The 21552-nt window shown below is 62.4% G+C and carries 11 protein-coding genes; 5 read left to right on the top strand and 6 right to left on the bottom strand.

Annotation, left to right across the window (positions count from 1 at the left end):
- The first annotated feature begins 176 nt into the window (after positions 1-176).
- Together M2103_RS12180 and M2103_RS12175 are read left to right on the top strand one after the other, a co-directional pair.
- Positions 177-1514: a hypothetical protein gene (locus M2103_RS12180; RefSeq protein WP_277510900.1), complete on the top strand. Its 1338-nt coding sequence runs from the start codon at positions 177-179 to the stop codon at positions 1512-1514.
- Positions 1515-1557: 43 nt separating this feature from the next.
- Entirely contained in the window at positions 1558-2805 is a 1248-nt protein-coding gene (locus tag M2103_RS12175) for a hypothetical protein (protein WP_277510897.1), read from the top strand.
- A 158-nt stretch (positions 2806-2963) separates the two neighbouring features.
- On the opposite strand, the gene M2103_RS12170 is transcribed toward M2103_RS12175, so the two are convergent.
- The 5 genes from M2103_RS12170 to uppS all read right to left on the bottom strand — a co-directional run bounded on the left by M2103_RS12170 (position 2964) and on the right by uppS (position 7008).
- On the bottom strand, positions 2964-3533 hold the full coding sequence (locus M2103_RS12170) for a GNAT family N-acetyltransferase (RefSeq protein WP_277510894.1): 570 nt from the start codon (positions 3531-3533) through the stop codon (positions 2964-2966).
- A gap of 127 nt (positions 3534-3660) precedes the next feature.
- Complete coding sequence (gene dxr / locus M2103_RS12165; protein WP_277510891.1) at positions 3661-4884, bottom strand: 1-deoxy-D-xylulose-5-phosphate reductoisomerase; 1224 nt, start codon at positions 4882-4884, stop codon at positions 3661-3663.
- A 64-nt stretch (positions 4885-4948) separates the two neighbouring features.
- Positions 4949-5782, bottom strand: coding sequence for a CDP-archaeol synthase (locus tag M2103_RS12160; protein ID WP_236918992.1), 834 nt, complete (start codon positions 5780-5782; stop codon positions 4949-4951).
- Positions 5783-5848: 66 nt separating this feature from the next.
- Complete coding sequence (locus tag M2103_RS12155; RefSeq protein ID WP_108825307.1) at positions 5849-6214, bottom strand: four helix bundle protein; 366 nt, start codon at positions 6212-6214, stop codon at positions 5849-5851.
- Between the two features lie 26 nt (positions 6215-6240).
- Positions 6241-7008 carry a polyprenyl diphosphate synthase gene (uppS, locus tag M2103_RS12150; RefSeq protein ID WP_277510886.1) on the bottom strand — a complete coding sequence of 256 codons (768 nt, stop codon included), beginning with the start codon at positions 7006-7008 and terminating at the stop codon, positions 6241-6243.
- A gap of 197 nt (positions 7009-7205) precedes the next feature.
- On the opposite strand from uppS, the gene M2103_RS12145 reads away from it, so the two are divergent.
- Positions 7206-7754 carry an adenylyltransferase/cytidyltransferase family protein gene (locus tag M2103_RS12145; protein ID WP_277510885.1) on the top strand — a complete coding sequence of 183 codons (549 nt, stop codon included), beginning with the start codon at positions 7206-7208 and terminating at the stop codon, positions 7752-7754.
- Positions 7755-7812: 58 nt separating this feature from the next.
- On the opposite strand, the gene M2103_RS12140 is transcribed toward M2103_RS12145, so the two are convergent.
- Positions 7813-8352 (bottom strand): methylated-DNA--[protein]-cysteine S-methyltransferase, encoded by a 540-nt coding sequence (locus M2103_RS12140; RefSeq protein WP_277510884.1) that lies wholly within the window; start codon positions 8350-8352, stop codon positions 7813-7815.
- 163 nt (positions 8353-8515) lie between these two features.
- Here M2103_RS12140 and M2103_RS12135 point away from each other — a divergent pair, with 163 nt between their 5' ends.
- Together M2103_RS12135 and M2103_RS12130 are read left to right on the top strand one after the other, a co-directional pair.
- Positions 8516-8821 carry a hypothetical protein gene (locus M2103_RS12135; protein WP_277510883.1) on the top strand — a complete coding sequence of 102 codons (306 nt, stop codon included), beginning with the start codon at positions 8516-8518 and terminating at the stop codon, positions 8819-8821.
- A gap of 183 nt (positions 8822-9004) precedes the next feature.
- Positions 9005-21552, top strand: a 12548-nt coding sequence (locus M2103_RS12130) for an autotransporter-associated beta strand repeat-containing protein (RefSeq protein ID WP_277510882.1), incomplete at its 3' end; no start/stop codon positions are given.

The raw sequence follows: 21552 nt of genomic DNA, 5'->3' as shown, positions 1-21552 counted from the left end.
CGCTACGCTCGCAACCCTGGGCTAGGGGACGGAAGCCCGTTGGGCTTCATTTAATATCTCCTCTGTTTAAAAATAATTAGAATTATCATTTTCCCATGAAACCAGAACTCGACACAGAATCCCGACTATTCAAAAAACCATTTCATGTTGTATTCCGGAATGCCGGAATCGAATTTTTGATTCCCAAAAATTACAACAGCAAGATACAGGACCTCAAGCAGCGCCGTTACAAGGAAATCGACGGTGAGCATTACCTCTTTTGCAAAAGCGGTGACGGCACCTTCGCCATCGATCCGCCGGCGGCGGCGCCCGGATACACCATTTCCATTTCGCACATGCCCGATTACACGGCGGAGTTTTATTATCAAAACTACAGCGGCATGTATGAGGACATCAGCGCGAGCCTGCCCGACGATTTGCAGATGCCCGTCAAGGCGCTCTCGGTCACGCCCGCGCCGATCGGCACCATAAGCTGCCAGCTTGTCCTCGACGCGCCCGCGGGCGGCGTGGTTCTCATGACGGGCAGCGGCATTCCGCGCGACGACCTCGATGAGTTCACGGCCCTTGCCGAATATATAAAACCGTATGAGGGCGAGATCCCCGACGAGTCGGACAAGGACGCATACAAGGCCAACACCTATCACCCCGAAATCAAGCCGGAGGGCGAGGAGGTCGACGAGGACGATGCCGAGGGCGTGTCGCGCAGCCTGTATCCCGAGCTCAACGTTTACGACGCCGAGGATCACAAAAAATGTTACAAGGGCGACGAGGACCAGATCACCGTCGATCTCAAGGACAAGGACCAGATGCGCCGCGTGCTCAACTTCCTCATCAAAAACTTTGACGACATGGCCGACTATGAATTCGGCGAGGAAAAGGACGGCGAGTTTAAGGAATATGATTTCAGGGCCGACGACATCGGCTACGACAGCGAAATCCCCTTTTACACGGCGGCGGCCGCCTTTCCCGAGCTTCACAAAAAAATACTCGCCTACATCGACCTCGCCATCGACTCCGACGGCGCCTGGCGCAACGACGAGGTGCCCAAGGGCATGAACGCCGCCTACGCCATGGCGATGCAGGACCAGAAATATATTCCGAAATATATACAACTCCTGCGCAGCATGGACATGGACCACGAGGTTTACCAAGGCGGCCAGATCGTTTCCATCGCCGCCAAGTGGAAGGACTACGACAACGTGCTCGCGCTTCTCGCCACCCGCGCGTGCACGGGCGCGGGCCAGCACGGGATCGAGACGCTCGGCTTCATCGTGGAGCATATTTTGCCCGAGTTGAAAAACGAGGGGCAGAAGCGGGACACGTTCATCGGCCACCTTTTTGTCGACGCCACCAGGCACCACGATCACACCCGCGGCCGCTACGACCAGTTGCTCAAATACTATATCGCCCCCGTGCTCGACATGCTCGAGGTCGATTACAACGAGCAAAAGGTTGAGATTGTGCTGCAAATAGCCGGAGCCGGAAGCATGCCCGGCGCCTCCGACCTAATATAATTTCCACCATCGGAAAAAACCACCCAACAAAAAACACAATACAATGATTACACGCACCTATTATAAAAACAAAAAGAAGAAGCAGGACTGGTTCATGCAGATCGACGGCACGACCATCGTCCACGGAGAGACGCCCGAGACGGCCGTGACGCTCACGCACCCCACCGCCGCGGCGATGGCAGTCACGATGAACGACCTCATCATGAAAAAGTGCAGCACCGGTTTTGAGTTCGACCGTGTCGAGCAAATCGAAACCGAGTCCGACAAAAAGGCTCGCACGGTTGGCGGCGTCGAGCTCGGCGCCAATCAGTTTGTCGTTGATTTTGGCGACGCGGCCTCGCTCGAAAAAGTGATCCGCCAGCACAACGACCAGTATCACCAATACACGGACGCGGTTCAAAACAAGGGCGTCGCCTACGGCGCGGTCAAGGGCGGCAAGTTCGTCCCGCACGAGGCCAAAAGCGGCGACAACGAGCTCGATTTCTACATGGCCGTCGCCTCGCACGCAAAACTCCGCCCGATCCTCGCCGAGTTCATCGGCAAGATATCCCTGGGCAATTATGAACAGGACCCGATGATGCGCGATGCCGAGGTGCCGCTCGGATCAAACGCCGTTTATGCGCTCGCGCTCGCGGACAAGAAATACCTCAAGGACCACACGGAGTTCTGCGACAGTATTCCCATCGGCTGTTACATCGCGCGCTTCAACGACGACACGCCCGACGGCGGCCGCCACGTTCCCGCGCTTCTCAACAAGTGGAAATACTCCGCCTCCGACGAGGACACGATGAACTTCCTCGTGGCGCAGCTCCTCCACGACGACAACGAATACGCAAAGGACGACATCGATTGCATCATGAAGGAGCACGGCTTGGAGGAGGCGCTGAAGGACAAGAAGTTCAAGGAGCTTCTCTACACGAAGTTCGCCTATCGCGCCGCCCACCTCGAAAGCCATCGCAATATAGAAGACCGCGCGCTCGGATTATACATATTCATTTCGCTGAACGCGCTTGGCATCACCTGCAGCAAGCAGGACGCGATGATCTTCGGCCACATGATTGACGACATCGGTTCCTATCCGAGCCTCGCCCAAATCACCAAGGGCGGCCTCGATCCCGAAGAAGACGACTATGTCCCATACGACGATATGGACGACGACGATGACGACGATGATGACGACGAGGACGAAGATGATGACGACGACGATGACGATGATGATGACGATGAGGACGAAGATGATGATGAGGACGAAGATGACGACGACGACGATGATGATGAAGATGATGACTAAGGCCTAGCACACCAAACCGGGGTTTGGGCTGGCGGGTGAGGATTCACTCATCCGCCGGCCCAAATCTTGTCATCGTCACGACTTCAAATCGGACCTCATAAAAACAGCGCGGGCGTTCAAACCCGCGCTGTTTCATTTTCAGTCTTAAAACTTTTTCGTCACACAGCGCCGAGCCGGTAGAGGACGTGTTCGCTCAACGGGTGATCGTGCGGGATCGAGGGATGCCGGAACGCGGGCGGGTTCCCCGGCGTCATCCCGAGGCGTTGCATCACCGATTGCGAACGGCGATTGCGGGTGGTGGTGATTGCCACGATTTCGGAAAGGCCGAGCCGGTTAAAACCAAAGTCGATGGAGGCGCGCGCGGCCTCGATTGCATAACCTTTGCCCCAGTGGTCGGGGAAAAGCCGCCAGCCGACCTCGACGCAAGGCATGAAGGGGAACGGGTGCCGCGGGATTTGCAGGCCGACGGAACCGATGAAAACGGGCGCGCTGTTTCCGGCAATTGTTTCGCGCAATTCGACGGCCCAGAAACCCCAGCCGTGCCCGGCAATGTGCGCGGCCCAGCGATCCATGATGACATCGCTCGCGGCGCGGTCATCGACGGGCATCAAAAACTCCATCACGCGCGGATTTCGGCAAAGCTCAAAAAACGGCTCGCGATCGGAATCGCGCCATTGGCGAAGGCGGAGGCGCGGCGTGGTGAGTTCGGTGATGGTGCTTGCGGGCATGGTTATTTTTTTGGAGTGCGGTGGCAGAGCGAAGCGGCGACACCGCTTTGAGTGGTTTGCGGATTTACTGTGAATGCGAAAGCGGCGTCGCCGGGCTTCGCCCTCTGCCGCCGCACTCCAAAGAGGCTTACAGGAATGTTTCCGCCACGCGGCGGGCCTCGGCGTCGAGGGCGAGGACGGTGTCGAGTGTGGCGGGGTCGCGCGCGGCCTCGGCGGCGAGGGCGGCGAGTGTTTTTTCAACGGTGCGCGGAATGCCGGGGAAGGGGAGTTTGTTTTCGAGAAAGGCGGCGACGGCGATTTCGTTTGCGGCGTTGTAGATCGCGGGGGCGGAGCCGCCGGTGCGCATGGTTTGCTTGGCGAGGGCGAGCATGGGGAAGCGCGTTTCGTCAACGGGGCGGAATTCGAGCGCGAGCAGGCGGTCGAGGTCGAGCGCGCTTTCGGTGCCGGCGGCGCTGCGCGCGGGGTGGAGCAGGGCGTGCTGGATGGGAAACGTCATCGAGGGCGGGCAGAGTTGCGCGAGCATGGCGCCGTCGGTGAACTCGACGAGCGCGTGCACGATGCTTTGCGGATGGAGCACCGCGGCGCATTGCTCCGGGCGCAGGCCGAAGAGGACTTGGGCCTCGATGAGCTCGAGCCCCTTGTTGGCGAGCGTGGCGCAATCGACGGTGATCTTCGGCCCCATCGCCCAATTCGGATGCCGGAGCGCGTCGGCGGGCGTGGCGGTCGCGAGGCGCTCGGCGGACCAGTCGCGAAACGCGCCGCCGCTCGCGGTGAGCGTGACGCGGCGCACGGCGGCGTCGGCGGGGCGTCCGGCGAGGCATTGGAAAACGGCGTTGTGCTCGCTGTCCACGGGGATGAGTTGCGCGTTGTGGTGGCGGGCCGCGTCCATCACGAACTTGCCGGCGAGCACGAGGATTTCCTTGCTCGCGAGCGCGAGTGTCTTGCCGGCCTCAATCGCGGCGAGCGCGGGATGGAGCCCCTGCGTGCCGACGACGGCGACGAGCACGGTGTCGGCCTCGGGAAGTTTCGCGAGCGAGAGCAGGCCCTCCACGCCGGGGGCGTGAAGGGTGATTTTGGATTTTGGATTTGGGATTTTGGATTGAAAGGCAGAGCGCGCTTTTTCGTCGAAGAGGGCGGCGTGGGGGACGCGGAATTTTTCCACGATGCCGGCGAGCTTTTCCCAATTCGAATGCGCGGCGACGGCGACGAGCTCAAGCTGGTCGGGATGCGCGGCGATGACGCGCAGCGTGTTTTCACCAATGGAGCCGGTCGCGCCGAGCAACGCCACGCGCCTGCGGCGCGTGGCTAATGAAGAATGAGGAATGGAGAATGAAGAATGGTCGGAGGACATTCGTTATGGAGAATTTTCAGGAGAGCGTATGCGTCATTACATTCTACATTATTCATTACACATTCTACATTAGGCGCAGCAGCCAGAAGGCCGCGGGCGCCGTGAGAATGAGGCTGTCGGTCATGTCGAACATGCCGCCGATGCCGGGGGCCAGTTTGCCGGAGTCCTTGATGTCGGCGCGGCGTTTGATGATGGATTCGACGAGGTCGCCGATCACGCCGAGCACGGCGAGCGGCAGGGCGACGAGCGCGGCGAAAAGCGGCGTGAAACCCGCGGGCAGCCAGCGCGCGAAGAGCCACGCAAAGAGCGCGCTGATGAGCGCCGAGGTGATGACGCCGCCGACCACGCCCTCCCATGTTTTTTTCGGGCTGATGACGGGTGTCATCTTATGCTTGCCGCAGGCCATGCCGGTGAGGAGCGCGCCGGTGTCGCAAAGTTTGGTGACGATCACGACCCACACAAAAAACAGCACGCCGGCCGAGGCGCTGGGCGCGGTGTATTGCCCGATGATGCGCACGAAATAACCGAGCATGAGCGGCACGTAAACGAGCGCGAAAATCGTCGAGGAAAGCGTTTCCGTGCGAGTGGCCGGATCGCGTTCGCCGAGTATGCGGATGGCGGTGCCGAGCACGCCGACGACAAGCAGGTCTGTCGCGGTGAAATTCCATTGGGGGAAATAATAGGGCACGATGATCATCAGCCCCGCGACGACCATGCTCATGATCTGAAACGGATGATGGCCGATGGCGCGCGTGAGTTTGTTGAACTCGTAAATGGAAACAACGGCCATGAGCGCGACCATCCAAACAGCGGCGTGCGCGCCGACAAAATAGAGCAATGAAATGATCGCCGCCCAAAGCGTGAGCGTGGAAAAAGTTCGTTTAAGAATGACGGGCATGGGAGGGAAAGAGTGAAGAGTGAAAAATGAAGGGTGAAAAAGGAACCGGGTGGAGGTGATTTGGGATTATTTAGGAAGGGAGGCGCGGCATTTTTTGATAATGGTGGTGAGGATGGCGATGAGCTGGTTTGCTTCGTCGGTGATATCGTGAAGGCGGTCGGATTGAAGAATGCCGGCCGCCTCCAGCAGGCGCAACCAATAGCGCGTTTCCCGAGCCTCCTTGCAGGCGATGGAGAGTTTGGCGATGTAGTCGGGTTTGCTCTGACTGCTTTGCGCTTCCTCCACGTTGGCGCCAACCGAGGTGCCGGAGCGGAAAAGCTGGCTGGAAAGCAAACGAGCTTCGTTAGTCGCGGCCCGGTCTGAAAGTGTGCGGCAAAGATTCACAATGCGCACCGCGAACAAAAAGGTGCGTTCACAAATGTCGTGCGGCATCCCGCCAGCTTCTTTTTTTTCACCCTTCATTTTTCACTCTTCTCTCTTCCGGCGACTTGCTCGCCGGTTTGTCCGAAGCGGCGTTCGCGCTTGGCGTATTCGGCGAGGCAGGCGAGGAGTTCGGCCTTGCCGAAGTCGGGCCAGAGCACGGGCGTGAAAATGAACTCGGCGTAGGCGCTTTGCATGAGGAGGAAATTGCTGACGCGCGTCTCGCCGGAGGTGCGGATGACGAGGTCGGGATCGGGGATGCCGGCGGTGTAGAGGTGGCGCGCGAAGGTGTCCCAGGAGACGTCGTCGGGATTTTCTTTTCCGGCGGCGACGGCCCTTGCGTAGGCTGCTGCTGCGTCGGCGATTTCGGTGCGCGAGCCGTAGTTGAGCGCGAGGATGAGCGCGCGATCCTTGTGGTGCGCGGTGGCCTTGATTGTGGCGGCGAGCTCCTTGCGCACGGAGGGCGGAAGCGCGTCGGTGCGGCCGATGGTGTGGAGCGAGATTTTGTTTTTCTGGAGGGTCTTGAGCTCCTGCTTGAGGAAATAATTGAGCAGGCGCATGAGGCCGCCGACCTCGTCCTGCGGGCGCTTCCAGTTTTCGACGGAAAAGGCGTAGAGCGTGAGGTATTTCACGCCGGCCTCGAACGCGGCGGTGAGCGTGGAGCGCACGGCCTTTGCGCCGCGACGGTGCCCCTCGAGTCGCGGAAGGCCGCGCTGTTTCGCCCAGCGACCGTTGCCGTCCATGATGATTGCGACGTGCGTTGGCAGCGTCGCGGGCGGCGTGGGTTGTTTGTTGGCGGGCGGCATTTTGGAAAACCGCGATTTAGGTGCGCGGCGCGGCGCGAGGCAAGAGTTTGTCTGAGTGTTTTCCCCAAATGAGAAACACGGGGCGCGGCGGATTGGAAATCCCGGGTTGATTTGCCCCCGCCTGTTGCCACAACATGCAATCGTCCGCCGCATCCGCCATTTTTACGTATCAAAAAATTGAATACAAATTGAACAGCATGAACAACGCATTTGAGCCCAAAATCCTCACGCCCGAACAAATTCGCGCCGAGCGCGACCGGTTGCACGCGGCGGGAAGGAAGCTCGTTTTCACCAACGGCTGTTTCGACATTCTTCACCGCGGCCACGTCACCTACATGAATTTTGCGCGAGCGCAGGGCGACGCGCTTTGCGTCGGGCTCAACAGCGACGCCTCCGTGCGCCGGGGCAAGGGGCCAGACCGCCCGATCAACTCGCAGGAGGATCGCGCCTATGTGCTCGGCTCGCTCCGCCCGGTTGATTACGTCGTGTTTTTCGACGAGGACGAACCGAGGGATCTCATTGCAAAAATCATCCCGCACGTGCTCGTGAAGGGGCGCGATTGGGCGCACTATGTGAGCGGTCGCGACATCGTCGAGGCCAACGGCGGCAAGGTCGTGCTCGCCGACATGGTCGCGGGGCGCTCAACCACGGGCACCATTGAGCGCGTGCTCGCCGTTTACGGCGGCAAGGAAAACATCGATGTGAAAAGCGCCGGCACCGCGGCGGGCAAAACGGGTTCGGCGTGACTTTTCACATGAGGGGACGTCACAAGCGGCGCCCCCGCGCGCGCATAAAATTTGCGGCTTAAAGGGCCGTGCCTTTTTTGGGCGTGAATAACGCGGTCATGTTCACGCCCTCGAGTTCGAGCAGCTTGATTTTTTTCCCAATGCCGCCGGCGTAACCGGTCAGGCTGCCATTTGCGCCGACGACCCGGTGGCAGGGGATGATGATGGAGATGGGGTTGCGCCCCACCGCCCCGCCGACGGCCTGGCTGGACATGTCCGGCTTGCCCATTCGTCGCGCCAGTTTTTTGGCGATGTCGCCGTAGGTGATGACTTGACCATACGGGATATCGCGGAGGATTTTCCACACCGCCTGGCGGAACTCACCGCCTTCGGGCGCCAGGGGCAGTTCGGCGATTTCCGGCTTTTTGCCTTTGAAGTAGCGGTCGAGCCATTTTCGAGCGGCCTTGAACACCGGCAGTCCTGGATTTTCGCTCATGTTTTGGCTCGCGGTGGAGGCGAAGTATTTTTGTCCGGCCATCCAGAGGCCGGTGATGTTTTTGCCGTCGCTCGCCAGCAGAAGCGGGCCGACGGGCGATTCGTAGCGGGTTGAGCTGGACATGATTTTTCTTTTTTAGGGTTGCTTACAAAGAGTTTCACAAGCTGACCGTCGCGTCGCCCCGGCGCGGCCGCCAGTTTTGACAGGATTTGCATGTGCGTGCGTGCATGATGGAGCTTTTTTTGTGAGTGTTATGGCAGCGTTCTTTTAGCAGTTTTTTCGAAATATGCCCGACATTTTCGGTCATGCGCGAGGTTTTGTCGCCATTCAAAGTGGTGTCGGCGAATTCAAGGAGACAGGGAAGGGAGCCGCGTGCGGCGAAGCAAGCCGCCGGACGCGACTAGAGCGAGCCTTGTTTAAAAGAGAAAGTGCTGGGCGCGAAACGTGTGCAACTCGTCCGGCAGCCTGCGATGTCAGCGGTTTTCAGGTTGAAGGCGAACGGGGGAATCGTGTTTCGGCTGTGACGCAATTCGGCATAATTAAAGTTGAGTGTATTGCAAAAAAGTGGCTATTATTTGTAATAATTTTATAAATACATGATATTTAGTTACATAACTTCTTCAACATTAAGGAGAAGTGTTGTTTTTGGTTCACGTTCAGAAGAATGATTAAAACTCAGCAATTACAGTCTTTTCGTTTGGTTCACCAGTTTGCGTTTTTTTTGGCGTTTGTAGCTGGCCTGTGTTCGGTTCCGCAACTTCTGCAGGCGCAATCCATGTGGCAGAAAACGGGCAACGGCACTTGGGCCGACGCGGCCAATTGGAGCAACGGCGTGCCGAACGCCGCAGGCGCGACCGCCATCATTAGCAATGACTTCTCGTCGGGCAATCACACCATCACCATTGCCAACCCCGGCGTCACCGTTGGCACGCTCAGCATCGAGGGCACTGATGCCGCGGGTTCCACGATAACGGTTCAGACCTCGACGCTTAGCTTTGCGGCGACGGGAGGCTTGAGCGCCATCCTCGGTTATCAAGGCAGCAATTACGTCACCATCAGCAGCGTGGTCAATCTGCTCAGCGACCTCTCCATTCAGGCGGGCACCGACCCGCTCTTGCCCACCTTTGCGAGCAAGCTGACGATTTCCGGGCGCATCGACGGCAACGGCCACGCCATCAACATCAACGCCGGCCACGCGCCCGCCACCACCACCATCAGCGGCGCGATCACCGGCGCCGGCACGCGGCTCATCAAGACCGGCGGCGGCGCGCTCGTGCTTTCGAACGCAAACAACACGTTTTCAGGCGGCTTGGATATTTCCGCCGGCACCGTGCGCACCACCATAGCCAACAATGTCGGCGCGGGCACGATTCTTGGCGGCGGGGTTGCCGCGTCCGGGGCAAATTATCTCGGCCTTGGCGACATCCGGATCGCCAACACCGGCGTCTCGCTCACGATCAACACCGCCGGGGATCGCGCCAATCAGCACGTCACCCTCGCGGGCGGCCTCATCACGCTCGACAAGGGCGGCAGCCTCATCATCACGGAAAACGACTATCGCAAGGCATTCCGGTTTGTTCTCAACTCCGGCACGATCAGCGGCGGCTCGGACGCGGGGGCTCGCGGCGTGCTGGCGCTCAACGGCGCCGACTTTGTTTACAACGCCGACGGTTCCGGCGGCAGCGCCTTCATTGACGCGCCGACGCTTGTTCTCAACACCGGGCAAAACACCACGGCCATGAGTGTGACGCTCAACGACACCGTGATGCAATCCGGCCTCGGGCTCGCGCGCAAAACCGGCACCAACGCCCTCACTTTTACCGCCGGCGACACCGGCACGTTTGTCGCGGACGAGTTTGTGATCGAGTCCGCCCGTGGCGTCATCGCGCTCAACCAGACCGCGTTCGACTTGGCAAACGGACTCACCTTCGCGGGCGCCAACGGCATCTTCACGAACCAACTGGCGACCGCGACCGGGGGGCAGGTTTCCCTCGGCCTTGCCGACCAGTTGGGCTCCTCCTCGCTGAACATCGGCGCGGGCGTCATCACCAATGTGCTGCTCAACGGCCACGACCAAAATTTTTCGAGCATCAACCTCGGCGATGCCGCGCGCCTCGGCCTTTGGTTCGACTCCGCCACGCCGTCCACGCTGGGCATAAACAGCCTCGTCTTCGCCGGAAGCGGCGGTGCCAATCCGTTTGCTGAAAATTTCCTCTCCGTCTACAACTGGACGGGCAATCCCGCCAGCCATCTGGGTGACGGCGCGGTCGCGTCGAGCGGGCACACGGTTGTCGCCGCCGGCGGCGTGGATTTGTCGAAAATCTGGTTTCGCGGTTACGCGCCCGGCGCGGTGGACTTGGGCGGCGGCGTGCTTGCGCCGGTGGATTTTCTCACCACCACGCTCACGGGCGGGGGCAACTGGTTTGATTTCGCCCGCTGGACCCTGGACATTCCTGACCGCGCGGGCACCACGGTCATCGCGCCCCAATTCGGCACCGAAGCCTCCGTCAATTTGCAGGGCCGGGCCGTCACCTTGGGGCACTTGGAGACCAGCCATCTGGGGAGCAGTCACAGTCGCACGCTGACGTTTACCTCGGGCACTGTTATTTTTGACAGCGGTCTCATGGTTGGCGGCACCAAAATGGCATCCACGATCAGCGGCACGGGCGGGGTGCGAATCGCAAGCGCGATTGTGTTGGAAAACGACCTCGTCGTCACCGCGACCGGCGTGGTTTACGCAAACGGCGATGTTTTATACGGGGCGGCTTTGGGGGGCGCGTTGTCCGGCACGGGTAACATCATCGCCGAGGGGCATTTGGTGCTGTATGGAGGCTCGGGTTACGCGCCCACTTACACGGGCACTATCCATGCCTACAAGAGAATGATGCTGGGCGCTTACAACCACACCACGACCGGTCAGTTGTTTTACTGGGGCGGCGCGCTTGTCATGCACGAGGGATCGAGCCTGGGTTTGGGTTACCATAACAATGTCGGACTGAACACCCGCCTCATCATCGACGGCGATTTTTCCATGACCGCCGTTTACCTGAATTATGACGGCGACGTGGAGCTGACCGCCGACCGCGTGATCAGCACCAGCGGGAACGGCCAAAGGCATACTTTTCCGGATGTTGGTTTCGGCCCGGACTTGAACCTGACCGGCGTCGGGGCGCTGACGTTGAACGCCGCAAACACACTGGTCATGAACAGCGGCTCCAACGTGTTTTCCGGCGGCTTTACCAAGTCCGGCGGGGGCACGGTGCGCGCGGATCTGCACAGCGATCTTGTCATGGGCGCCCTTGACGCGGGGCACAACTACTACGGCAGCGGCAGCGTCACGGTTGCCGCCGGCAATTTGTTCGTGGCCAACAATGGTTACGATTCCTACCTGCGCGGCCTCGTCACCACGACCGGCGGCAACCTGATGTTCATTGGCGACGGCTCCACCGTCGTCAGCGGCACCGTGCTCATGGGGAACGGACGCAGCTTCACCGGCACTGGCGGCGGTGCCATCGAGTTTACCGACACGTCGGTTTGGCAGGCAACGGGCGCGAGCGGCGCAAACCTGATTTTTGGCGGGGACCTGACTGTGAACACGGCGTTTGCCGGCACCGGCGCCACGCAGCTTTACGCGCGGCCCAATCCCGGCGCGGAAATCCACATCACCTCGACGATGAGCGGCGGCATCACGAATGTCGGCACATTTTACAAGCAAAGCGCGGGCGAGGCGTATCTCCACACCCCCGTGCACCTCGGCGCGCTCAACATCCAGGCGGGCAATCTCATCATCGGCGGGCACGATTATATGCTGCCGCGCACGGGCACCGTTGCGCCCAATCTCGCCATGAGCGGCGGCTTGCTCACGCTGGCGGGCGGCTCGGCGGGCTCGCCAAACGTGACCACGCTCAACAGCCTCACCCTCACCGGCAACGCCGGGCTTTTCCTCAACGAGCACGCGTCCCTGTTGTTCAAGGGCGGCCTCACCTGGTCGGGCACCGGCTTCCAGCTTTCACTCACCAACGACAGCGGCATTTGGTCGACGAGCGGCGCCCCGGGTGACTACGACACCTATGTTTATTTCACCGGCACCGCGGGATTTTCCGGGGCCAATGCCTGGCGGCTCGACCGGGTGAGCTTCACCGGCTACGAGACGGGCGCGGAATTGGTTCAGGTGAGCGGCAGCAACCTCTGGTTTCTCGCGCCCACCGGCGCCGCGCTCAACGAATGGGTGGGCGCGCGCGGCACCGGCATCGACACCGACCGGCTGTGGAGCTCCGCGGTCAACTGGGTCGGCGGCGTGCCGAACGCCGCGGGCCGCACCGCCGTGGTGCGCGACGCCGACGGCCTGCTCAATGGCAACCGCATCCTTGTTGACGGCGCGTTTACCGTGGGGCAACTGCTGCTGGAAAGCTCCGGCGGGCAGGTCTTCACCGTCGGCGGCGCCAACGGCGGCGTGCTTGTGTTCGACAACGGCGCCGACAACGCCGTCCTGACCAACTCCGGCAACCACGTCCTCACCCTTGACGCGGACATGCGCCTCGATGGCGGCCTCGATTTCCGGCACACCAGCCCGAACACGCTTTACTTCAACAGCCGCGTCTCCGGCAGCGGCGGCATCGTTTACAGCAGCAACACCCTGATGTTTGTCGGCACGACGGACGCCAGCGGCACGAGCGCCAGCGATTTCACGGGCGGCTTTCGCATTGTCGGCAGCACCGCCACCACCACTGGCGCGGCGGGCCTGCCGGTGGTGCGGATCGCCGCCGACGGCGCGCTGTTCGGCAGCGGCAGCCACAATGGCATCGACGCGGCGGGCAGCATCCAGTCGCTGACAATCGGCGACGGCACGCCCGGACGCTGGTATTACGTTGGGCTTGATACCGCGAATTCGGTGCGCGTGGTTGACGCCTCCCTGCGCATCGCGGGCAATTGGAATTTCGGCATCGGCAGCAACAACACCGGCGTGCTCACCTTCCGCAGCGCCGATCCCGGCTATGTGGAATCCGGCACATGGACGCTGCAGGGCAGCTACAACAGCGCCGTGTTGAACATCGAGCAGGATTTGCAGGGCCTCGGCGGACTGCGCATGAGCCTTTATGGCATGAGAGTGAATTTTTACGGCAACAACACGTTCGCCGGCGATGTTATCCTCGGTCACTATAATGGCATGAGCACCGGCGTCGGCTCCGACAGCGCGCTGGGGCAGGGGGTGGTTCGCATCGTGAGCGCGCACAATCTCGTCGCCTTGAACGGCGCCCGCATCATCAGCAATGAATTTGAATTCAACAACGCGGGGGCGAGCCAGTTTTCCGGCACCTTTACCCTAAACCACAGCGGCACCAGCACGTTCGCGCGGGATACCAATATGACAGGCTCCGGTATCGTAATCGTTTCCGCCGGGCACGTTTTCAGCGGAACGGGTGCTTTGACCATTGGCGGCGGTCATGTGGCCATGGCCCCCCATTGGCGGCTGGAGGGCGCGCACGAATACACTGGCAACACAAGAATCGACCGTCTCGCGACACTGGCCGTCGGCAATGCGCAATCCATCGGCAGCGGCACGCTGTTTTTAATGGCATCCAGCAACCCCGAATACACCACCACGCTGGCCTCGTGGGGCGGCCCCGTCACCCTGGCCAACACGGTGGTGTTTAGTCATTACAACATCGGGCTGAACGGCGCGGCGGGCGCGCTGACCCTGTCGCAGACCAGCGCCCTGCCGGTTACATTGGTCAACAACACAAACTTCACGGTTACCGGCAGCGTTGTGTTCGGGGAAAACCTCCGGCTCACCGGCGCCTACGGCATCAACAAAACCGGCGCGGGCGTGTTGACTCTCAACAATAACAACAACGATTACACCGGCGACACCACCATCACGAACGGCACGCTGCGAGTGAACGCCGGCGGCGACATCGCGCTCGGCGGCGCCACGGCGGCGGGCGAGCACTACCTGGGCATGGGCCATGTGAAATTCGCCAGCGGCAACGTCGCGCGCATGCTCGAACTGGTTGTCGGCGGCACGGCGGTGGATATTTACGGCAACCTCGCCCTCAACGGGAACAGCGCCGCATACACCGCGAGCATCAACATCACCGACATCGCCGGCGCGATCAGCGGCGCGAGCATCGGGACCAACCTCGTCGTTGACACCGACTCCACCGTCAGCGGCAACGCCCACGGCTACCTGCGCACCGCCGGCGATGTCATCAAGACCGGCACGGCCACGCTGCACTGGACCGGCGGCAATATCGTCACGCCCAACTTCGTTTTGCGGGAGGGCGCGCTCGACCTTGGCAACGTGAACAGCACGCGCACGGGCCTGGGCAGCTTCACGCTCGGCGGCGCCGCGCTCAACGTCAGCGGCAGCCAGACCTTCGCGGGCACGCTCTTCAATCTCGCCGGTTCCGGCACCATCAACATGAACGGCGCGTCCGGTTCCTCGCTGCTCACCTTTGCGGACTTGGGCTCATGGGACGGCACGCTCGACATCATCAACTGGAACGGCGACAGCACCTACGGCGGGGGCCTCACCCAAGTGCGCTTCGCCAACGACGTGCTCACCGCCTTCGACCACGCGAAACTCGCCACGATCAGTTTTTACAGCAGCGGAGTCATCACCTACGCGCCCGGTGCCAAGGTTCTCAAAAACACCCAGCTCTATTACGAACTCATCCCGACCGGCGTGAGCGCCATTTGGAACGGCAACGCCTCCCTCAACAACTGGAGCAGTGTCGGCAACTGGGAAACAAATGTGGCGCCCAACGGCCCCGGCTCGGTGGCGGTTTTTTCGACCACGCTGCAACTCAACGGCACCCCGGTGAACATCGACGTCGCAAACCTCACCCTCGGCGGCCTCACGTTCATGAACAACACCGGCGAAAACTATTCGCTCGGAGGGCTGGCGTTCACTTTCGAGCAAATGGACCCCGATGAGGTCGCAAACCTGACGCTGCAAAACAACAACTCCGTCACCATCGCCAACGCCGGCGTTGCCCTGCTCAACCGTCTCGTCGTGAGCACGGTCGGCACAGGCACGCTCACAATCAGCGCGCCCGTCATCGGCGCGCAAGGCATGATCAAAAGCGGCGCGGGCGAGCTGGTTTTGGCCGGTAACACCAACGACTTTTCGGGCGGCGTCACCCTGCTCGACGGCACGCTGACCGCGGCCGCCAGCTCGCTCGTGTCCTCCGGCACGCTCACATTCAGCCCGTTGGGCACCGGCACGCTCACCGTGGCCGGCACACTCGCCCCGACGCTCGCCTTCGCGCTCAACGGCGCGCAGACAATCGACAACGCCATCGACCTCGCCACGCAGCTCGACGGCACCGACGCGGTGGACGTCACGCTCAAACTTGCCGCCGCCGCCGGAAACAAAACGACGCTGACCAGCGGCATCACGCAGAGCGGCTCCGGCGCGGGCTCCCTTGAAAAAACCGGCGCGGGCGAGCTCGTCCTCGCCGCCGCCAGCGCGCACACCGGCACGACCACCGTGAGCGCGGGCACGCTCTCATTCACCGCCGCCAACGCCATCGCCAGCGGCACGGCGGTCGTCGTCAACGCGGCTCTCTTCACCGGCGACATCGAGCAGACGCTCGTCAATCTCTCCGGCACCGGTCACATCATCGCGGGCGCCGACGGCAACAACCTCACCGGCCACGTCATCGCGCTCAACACCGAGTCCACGACCTACTCCGGCAGCATCACCGGCGACGGCGCGCTCACGAAGACCGGCACCGGCGCGCTCACGCTCTCGGGCACAAACACGCACACGGGCATGACCACCGTCAACGGCGGCGCGCTCGCCATCACCGGCTGGACCGGCAGCGCCTCGGCCATCCACATCGGCAACACCGCCGGCACGAGCGGCACGGTCAACGTCAGCGGATATTTCGGAAGCGTCGGCAACCTGTATGCCGGCAACTCCGGCACCGGCTTCATGACGATCACCGACAGCGGCACCGTTCAAAACGCCCACGGTTACATCGGCAACAACGCATCCCGCCTCGGTGTCGTGACGGTGACCGACTCCGGCGTTTGGCAAAACACCGGCAACCTGTATGTCGGCAACTCGGGCACCGGTTTCCTGAGCATTGAAGGCAACGGCACTGTTCAAAACACCACCGCCTACATTGGCTACAACACCTCCAGCTCCGGCAGCGTGACGGTGACCGGCTCCGGCTTTTGGCTCAATACCGCCAACCTGCATGTCGGCAATTCCGGCAAAGGTTTCCTGACCATTGAGGGCAGCGGCTCCGTGCAAAGCTCCGAGGCCAATATCGGCACCAGCGCCAACAGCACCGGCAGCGTGACGGTGACAGGCTCCGGCTTGTGGGATAATACGAGTGGTCTCGGACGCATGCATGTTTACAGGGGCAGCCTGACCATTTCGGAGAAAGGCGCCGTTAAAGCCGACACCATTCACATCGGCCCCAGCTCCGGCGGCCAGGGCAGCGTGACTGTCAGCGGTTCCGGCTCCTTGGTCGCCCGCTTCATTAGCCTGGCCTACACAAGTAACGGCAAAGGTTACCTGACCATTACGGACAACGGCTTCGTGTCGGGTGAGGCTTACATCAGCGATGCCACTGGCGGCTATGGCAGCGTGCTGATCGAAAAGTCCGGTCATTGGCAAACAAACCAGACGTATTACACCGGCAGATCCGGCACCGGGATTTTGACCATAACCGACAGCGGCTCCCTGACGGCGACCAGCGCCTTCACTGCCGGAAATAACAGCAACAGCCTCGGCGAAGTGACCGTCGGAGGCGCCGGTTTGTTAAGGGCCACCGGCGCCCTTACCCTTGGCAACTCCGGACGGGGAATCCTGACAATCGAGGACAACGCCACCGTCAATACGGGCTGGGTTAAGCTTGCCGAGTATAACGCCGCCTCCGGCGTCCTCAATCTCAACGGCGGCCTGTTGCGAACCGGGACGCTGATCAAGGGCAGCGGCACCGGCACGGTCTATTTTAACAGCGGCACGTTGCAGGCGACCAAGGGCGGCGCGTCGTTTATCTCCGGCTTCTCGGGAGCCAAGGGAAGCCTCGTCATTCAATCCGGCGGGGCGTTCATTGACAGCAAGGCGTTCAACATCGGTGTGGCCGGAAACAGCGGCTTCAGCGGCGTCGGCGCCCTGCACAAACTCGGCACCGGCACGCTGACCCTCGCCGGCACGGGCGCTTACACCGGCGGCACGGAAGTCGAGGCCGGCTCGCTCGTCCTCGCCACGTCATCCGCAACCACCAGCTCCCGGACGATCGGCACCGGCACGCTGACCGTCCGCTCCGGCGCGGCGGCGTATGTCGCGCCGCCCTCCGCGGTGCCAAACTACACCTTCGACAACGACCTCGCCGGCGCCGGCCTGCTCGACGTGAACCTGTATGCGGCGACCAACACGCTTACGCTCACCGGCGACACCGGCGGCTTCACCGGCACGGCCAATTTCCGCAAGGCCACATACACCCTTTCCGGCGGCGCCTTCAACGCCGCGACACTCGTCAGCTCCACCAATAGCACGATCATCGCCGGCACCGGCAGCAACCACACAGGCAACTTTGTCTTCAACGGCGGCAACGTGAACTTCGACCTCTCCGGCACCGGCAGCCGCGCCGCCGGATGGATCGACACCGGCACACTGCAACTAAATTCAGGCAACGTGCGCGTGGACCTCGCCCAAGTGACCGGCAGTTCCGCGTTCCCGCTCCTGCAACAGGACGAGGGCGCCGTGCGGCAACTCGTCAACGCGCAATCCCTCACCGGCTCCGTGTCGAACCTCAAGCTGAACGGCGGCGCGATTTCGCTCAGCTCGGTGATCTCCTCGATCCGCCAAAGCTCCGCCATCGCCGGCAACAACGGCGACGTCGCCACAGGCTACTACGCCGTCGCCATGACCTCGACCGGCGCCGCCGGCACCGGCACTGGCCTGTATCTCGGCAGCGTCCTCACGCGTCTCGACCTGCGCTCCGGCTACACCACGATTTTGGACGGCGACACGGACGGCGTCGCGGGCGGCGACGAGTTCCACGCGCAAATAACCGGCGCGGGCAACCTCGGGATTCAGGCCACCGGCACAATCACACTCAACGCCGCCAACACCCACACCGGCACGACCACGGTTTTCGACGGCGCGCTTCGCCTCGGCATCGACGGCGCGCTCGGCAAAACCTCGCGCCTCGACATCCATTCCGGCGCGATCGCCGACATCAACGGCCGCGCACAGACAATCGGCGCCTTCAGTGGCTCCGCCGGCTCGACGCTGCTCGTGAACGGCGGCACCGTCACCGGCAGCAACGCCTCCGTCTGGACAATCGACGGGCTGGTTGACGCCACCGCCGCCGAATCGGTGATCCAGGCCGCCGGCGCCGGCATGACCGCAAACATAAACTCCGGCACGCTCCTGCTCGCAAACAGCTCCACGCTCACCCTCGGCGCCGGCGCGCTCACCATCGGCTCCGGCAACACCGGCTCCGCCGTCCTCGACATCAAGGACAGCCTCGCGCGCAACCAGCACGCCACCATCGGCGGCCCCGGCGGCAACGGCCGCGTGATGGTAAGCGGCACCGGCCTCTGGCTCAACACCGGCAACCTCGCCCTCGGCTCCGCAGGCGCCGGCGCGCTGGCCATCGGCGACTCCGGCTCGGTCGCCGTCGGCGGCATCTATTCGCAAGGCGCCAACTCCACCCTCGCGCTCGACGCCTCCGCGCGCGGCCTCAACGAAGCCTTCATCATCGCTGGAAGCGCGACAGTCGGCGGCACGATCAGCGTGGACGGGTTTGGCGCGGACTCGGTTTTTTCGACGGCCGGCGCGGTGCTCGCCAGCGACCAGCAGGTTTTGATCAAGACGACCGGCACGATCAGCGGCACATTTGCCAGCGCCACGCTCGACGGTTTCGACGCCGCCGACCTGCCCGATTACCTTTACGGCGGCATCTACAAAACCGCCGACGCGAAACAATATCTCGCCGGCGTGAACCTCTCCTGGCTCGGCGGCGAGACCGACGGCCATGGCAACTTCACCGTGGCGAGCGGCACGAGCTTCGACATGAACATTTCCCTCGCCGACCAAAATAACAGCCCCTACGCCAGCGGTTGGGACGGACGCTCGCTGACCGTCACAGCCAGCAACAGCGGCACCCTCGTCCTCAGCGCGAGCAACAGCTTCACCGGTGACATTTTCATTCGCAACGGCGCGCTCGTCGCCGCCACCGGCACGAACGCCGGCTGGGCGCTCGGTTCCGGCGCGAACACCGTTTATTACGACGGCGCCGCCGGTTCCGCCGCGCGACTCGTCTTCGCAACCGGCGGCACCATGACGCAGCGCCAAATCATTTCGGCCGGTGCCAACGCCACGCTCGAGGCTGCGTCCGGCGCGGATCTCACTGTGACAACCGCCCCCCTCGGCTCCGGCGGTGGCGCGGTTTATGTCAACGCCGGCGGCACCTTCGGCATCACCGGCGGCGTCACCTTCACGGGCAATCGCGGATCGAGTGTCAGCGCCAACGGCGCCGCCATCTACAACGCCGGCGAGCTCAGCGCCACCGGAGCGATTTTCGCCAGCAACACCACAGCCGGTTATGCGGGGGCGATCTACAACACCGGCACCATGTCACTCGCATCGGGCACCCTCGCGGGCAATCATTCCGCGATGCACGGCGGGGCCGTTTACAGCACCGGCACGATCAGCGGCTCCGGTCTTTTGTTCGCAAGCAACACCTCCGGCTCCAACGGCGGCGCCGTTTCCCAAGAGGGCGCCACGGCCGCGCTCAACCTGCAATCAAGCGTGTTCGACGGCAATTACGCCTCCTCCGGCGGCGCGATATGGAACGGTTCCCTCGCGCGCGTTGAAATCGCGAACTCGTCAACATTCTCCAACAACCGCGCCGCCCTTAACGGCGGGGCCGTTTACACCACGGGCGCCTTCACCGGCGCGGACCTCACCTTCGACGGCAATGTGTCCGGCTCCCACGGCGGCGCGATCCACAACAGCGGCGTCATCTCCGGCACCAACCTCGTCTTCACCAGCAACACCGCGCGCGCCGGTTCCGGCGGCGCCATTCACAACGTGTCATCAATGACCGTCGACATCACCACGGGAAGTTTTGCGAGCAACCGCGCGGGTGGTGGCGGCGGCGCGATTTACACGGCGGGCACGGTCGAGCTGAACGGCATTGTCACGTTCGCGGACAACCGCGCCGTCGCCGGTGGCGCCGTTGCCGTCGACGCCGGCGGGTATTTCACGAACACCGGCATGGTCAGGTTTCTCGACAACCGCTCGACCTCGACCGGCGGCGCGATCAGCGTCGGCGGCACCGTCAATATCGACGGCGCGCTCTTCGCGCGCAATTATGCGGCGGCAGCCGGCGGCGCGATTGCCGCGACCGGCGGCGGGGCGATCCTTGTCAGCAACGCGCTCTTTGTTTCCAATTCGAGCAACGGCACCAACGGCGGCGCGATTACCCTGTCCAACAACAGCCGCGCAATCGTGATCAGCTCCACCTTCACCAACAATCGCGCCACAAAAAGCAGCGGCGCCATCGCCGCGTTTAGCGGGGGACGCGTTTCGATTGACGGCTCCCGTTTTGAGTCCAACTACGCGGGCACCTTTGGCGGCGTTTCCGAGAATTACCTGGGCACGCTCACGATCAACAACTCCGTGTTTGTCTCCAACAGCGCCGCCAGCAACGGCGGAGTCATCGCCAACTGCGGCACCATGGGCATCGTCGGCAGCGTCTTCACCGGCAACTACTCGGGCGGCGGCGGCGGCGCGCTCTCCAACTACGGCGCCGCCTACGTCAACACGCTCACCGATGTCATCTTCACTGGCAACACCGCCGCGGGCGTGGGCGGGGCGATTTACAACCAGGGATTAGCCAACACCATCATCGCCGTCAGCTCCGGCTCGACTCTCGCCTACACCGGCAACACCGCGCGCGGCAACACCGCCGCGGCAACTGACAGCGCGGGCGGTTTCCTCTACGCCCATTCCGGCAGCGTCATCTTCGACATCGCCGGAGCCCTCGCCATCGGCGACGAAAACTCCATCGCCATCCGCGCCGACGGCATCGCGTCGGCGAGCGGCACGATCGCGTTCACCAAAACCGGCGACGGCGCGCTCACGTTTTGGGCATACAACACCTACACGGGGACGACCTTCGTGAACGCCGGCCTGCTCAGCCTGCGCGGTTACCTGGCGAGCGCGCACACAATCGTCGCAGCCAACTCCACCTTAGGCGGCACCGGCACGGCGGCGGGCAACGTGACGATCCTCTCCCATGGCCATCTCTCGCCCGGCGCGAGCCCGGGCCTGCTCACAATCCTGGGCAA

The sequence above is a fragment of the Ereboglobus sp. PH5-5 genome (assembly GCF_029504805.1).
In the GTDB taxonomy this organism is placed as follows: Bacteria; Verrucomicrobiota; Verrucomicrobiia; order Opitutales; family Opitutaceae; genus Ereboglobus.
This window is presented reverse-complemented; position numbering and strand designations above follow the sequence as displayed.